The following is a 5,037-nucleotide window of genomic DNA, read 5'->3' on the forward strand; positions in this document are numbered from 1 at the left end:
ATCTTAGAGGGCGCAATGTCGGTTATGTGCCTGGTAGTGCTTCTCTGGATGTTTTCAGGGCCAAACACCCTGGCATTTATTTCAAGCCGATGGCCAGTCTCAGTGTTGGGATTAACCGTGTTTCCAGCGGTGCTCTGGATGCGGTAATTGCGGACATTGCAGCTTCCAGTTTTGAACTTGATCGACTCAAAGTCACTAATCTTCGTGTGGTGGGTGAGGCAGGTTTTGAGTATGAATACGCTCTTGGCAGTCGCAATGACTGGCCCATGCTGGGTTCCATTCTGCATAAAACTGTCGACAGTCTGACTGAGGCAGAGAAGGCTGAGATCAACAGTCGCTGGGTCTCTATTACCGAATTAAGCTGGCAGCCTAATAAAGAGTTGTTCATCGGTCTGTTGCTGATCCTTGTGACGCTGATCCTGATTATTTACTGGAATCGAAGGCTGACTCTGGAAATCGGTGAGAGGGAGCGTGCCGAAGAAGAGTTGAAAGCCCGTTCAGATCTGGATCGTCTGCTCAGTGATATTTCCAGAAAGTTTATTAATAAACCGCTTGAAGAGGCAGTGCAGTATTTCCTCCGCAAGCTGGCCGTTTTTATGAGTTATGACGCGGCCCTGGTTTATTCGAGAACGGATGGACATTCAGCCATTGAGTATTTCTGGTCTGACAACAAGTCTCTGAGAATGGGGGAATTGAATGAGCTGCTTAGGGGTGCCCTCAGGCAAGGAAGTCAGCCATCTGAAGACGGTATAGCAACACTTAAGTTGAGCGTTGATAGTGAGCAGTCAGCCAAAAGCGAATCTTTGAGGAGCCTCAGTAAGGATGGCGTGGTAACGGGGATTCATGTTGCCATGACGTTATTCGCTGAACAGATAGGTGGGGTCATATTCCTCAATCGCCAGACCGAAGACGAGCTGTTGAGTGATGAAGTGGATCTCCTGCGCAGGGCCAGTCAACTGGTAGCTGTTGCGCGCTCAAGGCAGCTTTCCGAAGATGCCCTGAGATCCAGTGAAGAGCGTTATCAGCTGGCGATGGATGCCGCTTCCGATGGTCTCTGGGACTGGGATGTTGCTAATGAGCGTATCTATTTCAGTCCTCGATATCAGCGCATGCTGGGCTATGAGGCCGGAGAGCTGGCGAACACTCCGGGGGGTTGGCGTCGCCTGATTCACTCAGATGACAAGATTGCTACCGTTGATTTCTTCAACGATCAGTTTGCTCACTCGGATAAAGCCTTCGTCTATGAATACCGCATCAGACGCAGGGACGGTAGTTACGCAACAGTTCGGAACAAAGGTAAGGTCGTCTTCCGGGACAGTCGGGGCCATCCACTGCGTGCCGTGGGCACCATGGTGGATATCACCGAGCAGAAAGAGCGTGAGCGTGAACTGTCCATGGCTCGCTTCACCCTGGATCGGGCAGCCGATTATATTCACTGGTTCCGCCATGATGGCAGCCACAAATACGTGAATGAGTCTTCCTGTCGCGCACTGGGTTATACCCCTGACCAGGTGATGGAACTCAGTATTATGGATATCAATCCGGCGGTGACGGAGACTTCCTGGGAGCGGCTCTGGGACCAGCTGACCATGCGTAAGGCGATGACTTATGAGACCCTGCGCAAAACCCATGATGGCAAGGTTTTCCCGGTTGAAGTGACGGCAAACTATATGGAGTACGAAGGTGAAGGTTATCTCTCTGCTACCGGTCGTGACATCACTGACCGCAAGCATGCTGAGGAGACGCTTCATAAAGCCAAAGAGGCCGCAGATCAGGCTAACCAGGCGAAGAGTAACTTCCTGGCTAATATGAGCCATGAAATTCGTACGCCAATGAATGCCATTATTGGCCTGAGTCACCTGGTGTTGCAGACCGATATGTCTGACAAGCAGCAGGACTATGTTGCTAAGATCCAGTCTTCTGCCCATGCCCTGTTAGGTATCATTAATGACATTCTTGATTTCTCCAGAATTGAAGCCGGAAAGCTCAATATGGAGACCATTGATTTTAATCTGGAGGATGTTTTTGACAATGTTTATGACATCACCAACGTAAAGGCGGAAGAGAAGGGTATTGAACTCAGCTACGACATCGGGCCTGATGTTCCGCGCCACCTTCAAGGTGACCCTCTTCGTCTTGGACAGGTATTGATCAACCTGATTCACAATGCTGTGAAGTTTACCCATATCGGGTCCGTCAGGATAACCGTAAGACTACTGTCGATTAATTCAAAAACTGCCAGAATCTGTTTTGAAGTACAGGATACCGGTATCGGCATCAGTCGTGAGCACCAGGCCCGACTGTTTGAGTCTTTCTCTCAGGTTGACGGCTCGACTACCCGCAAGTTTGGTGGAACAGGTCTTGGCCTGGCCATCTGTCGAAGTCTGGTCAATATGATGAATGGTGATATTGAGGTGAAGTCCGAAATTGATCAGGGCAGTACCTTCCAATTTGATGTGGAACTGGGTCTGGGTGAGTCCATTGGACTCACTGACCAGTCGTTGGTCGGCAGACGAGTCTTGGTTGTTGATGACACCGAAGAAGCCCGCAAGTTACTGATTAGCCAGCTCAACAGTTTTGGCTGTGAAACGCTGGAAGCAGAGGACAGTGCAGCCGCTTTGGATATCCTGAGAGAGCACAATCTGGACTCTGATAATCCTGTGACTGTCACTCTGTTGGACTGGAGAATGCCAGAGACCGATGGTATTGAACTGGCAGAGGAGATCAGAGCCATGGAGCTTGATTCCATGCCGGTATTGATCATGGTTTCAGCCTACGGCCGTGAAGAAGTGATGGCCAGGGCTTCTGGCAGGGTGGACGCTTTCCTGATCAAACCGGCCAGCAGCTCCGTATTGGTAGAAACCATTCTGCGCACCCTGGATTATAAAAGCTCTGTTGGTGGCAGCAAGGGTGTCGACAGTCATGCCAGCAAGCAGACGTTCAAGGGTGATATTCTGCTGGTGGAAGATAATGAGATTAACCAGCAGGTAGCTCGTGAGTTGCTTGAAGGTATGGGGCTGACGGTGACTCTTGCAGATAATGGTCAGGAGGCCGTGGATATCCTTGAATCGAACACTTTTGATCTGGTCTTTATGGATATTCAGATGCCCCGGATGGACGGTTATCAGGCAACCAGAGTCATACGTCGAAATGTAGGTGATAAGGATCTGCCGATTGTTGCCATGACCGCCCATGCCATGACCGGCGACCGTGAACGTTGTCTGCAGGTGGGTATGAATGATCATATCTCCAAACCATTGAACCCTGTGGAGTTGCAGGAAATGGTAGACCGCTGGCTCCAGGTGTCTGATGAAGGGGCGTCATCGGGCCCTGCTGTAACTAAAGCGACTGAGCAGAAAGAGTTTGCAGAAGATCTTGAGAAACTGAAAGGCATTCATCTTCATAATGGTCTTAACCGCGTAAGAGGGAACGTCGAATTATACCGTCAGTTACTGGTGAACTTTTATCTGGATCAGGGAGAAGACTTGCAGAAGCTCCGGGATTGTCTGGATAAACAGGATTGGCAGGCTGCCCGTTTTATTGTTCATGGTATCAAGGGGGCTGGAGGCAGCCTTGGAGCAGAACATTTGCATATCACCGCGGCTCGATTGGAGGCAGCACTGAGAACTCGGGATGAATTGCCATCAAAAGAGCTGCTTAAAAGTTTCGAACACGCCTTTGAAGAGGTAATGGAGAGCCTCAGGCAACTGGTCGGGAAAGACCCGGAAGAAGCAACGGTTGGTGAAGGCAGGGTCGAGATTGAGCGCTTGTCCTTACTGATGAGTTCCATGATTACTCAACTTCAGGAAGGCGATGTTTCTGCTTCAGAGTCGTTGCCTGAACTGGTGGGCGGCCTGGTCGGCAAGGTCGATAAACACAAGCTGGACAGGCTGCAGAAAAGCATCAGAGTTTACGATTTTGAAGAAGCAGAGCAGATTCTTGAAGGTTTTCAGTCAGAAGTAGAGCTTTGAGAAAAGAGTGTTCAGCCTTTGGTTGATCGGAACATCTGAAAACTGAAACCAGGATGCCTGCATTGCTGTACAGGTATCCTCCTCCTTTCAGTCAAACATCATTCTCTTAGGTGGATTTAAATTCTAAATGGGCGGATTTAATTTACAAGTTGCAGACATTGATAAATCTTTTATTCTCTACTCATTGAGCAGTTCTCCTCTGAAAACTAATGGTATTCAGCTTATATAGACGTCAAAAGTAATGTATTTGACAATCGAGTTTGTAATCTATATATTTGCTCTCGCCAAATTTCATACAAGTAAAAATAACGGCGATGTAAAAGAGCTATGTTCCCAATTATCAGTCAAAAACCTTCTGACTATGCAGTCGGTAAAATTATTTGTGTAGGTAGAAACTATCTGGAGCACGTTAAAGAGCTCGATAATGATATTTCAACATCACCATTATTGTTCATAAAGCCACTCTCTTCTGTAGTACCTTTTGCAGGGAGCCTCAACATTCCTGAAGATTTTGGGGTAGTCCATCATGAATTAGAAATTTCCATCTTGATCGGTGAGGCGAAAGCTCCTAAAAGTTACAGCATTAGAGGGGTGGGTCTTGCTCTCGATTTAACCCTGAGAGATCTCCAGAATGAATTAAAAAAGCAAGGCCACCCTTGGGAAAGAGCAAAAGCTTTTTCGGGGTCAGCAGTTATTTCCGATTTTATTGAAATCGATGACTATTCTGATCTCGATCACCTGAAACTGATATTATACAAAAACAATAAACTGCAACAGAGAGGAAATAGTGGTCAGATGATTTTTAAGATTGAAGATCTACTTTATGATATTGACCGGGCATTTACTTTGCAGGCGGGTGATATTGTTTTAACAGGCACTCCAGCAGGTGTCAGCTCCCTATCTGGTGGTGACCAGTTAATAGCTGAGCTTTACGTAAGAAATAGATGCGAGCTAAAAACCAGTGCTAGCATTGCTTAATACACTATAAACCTCAAGCAATAAAAAAACGTTAAATATAGGGAGTTAGACAGTGTTATCTGAACGACACGACACGACACGACACGAC

At 47.6% G+C, this 5,037-nt stretch carries 2 protein-coding genes; both read left to right on the top strand.

The features are described 5' to 3' along the window. On the top strand, window positions 1-3,971 hold a 3,971-nt coding region (locus KDK18_RS01035; RefSeq protein WP_257252553.1), incomplete at its 5' end, for a response regulator. 327 nt (window positions 3,972-4,298) lie between these two features. Then, complete coding sequence (locus KDK18_RS01040) at window positions 4,299-4,949, top strand: fumarylacetoacetate hydrolase family protein (protein WP_257252554.1); 651 nt, start codon at window positions 4,299-4,301, stop codon at window positions 4,947-4,949. Window positions 4,950-5,037 lie beyond the last annotated feature (88 nt).

This window comes from Endozoicomonas sp. SESOKO3, from assembly GCF_024606255.1.

What these genes read in the sequence shown, in the direction of transcription:
- KDK18_RS01040 (WP_257252554.1), top strand. Translation starts at nt 4,299, where the DNA reads ATGTTCCCAATTATCAGTCAAAAACCTTCTGACTATGCAGTCGGTAAA.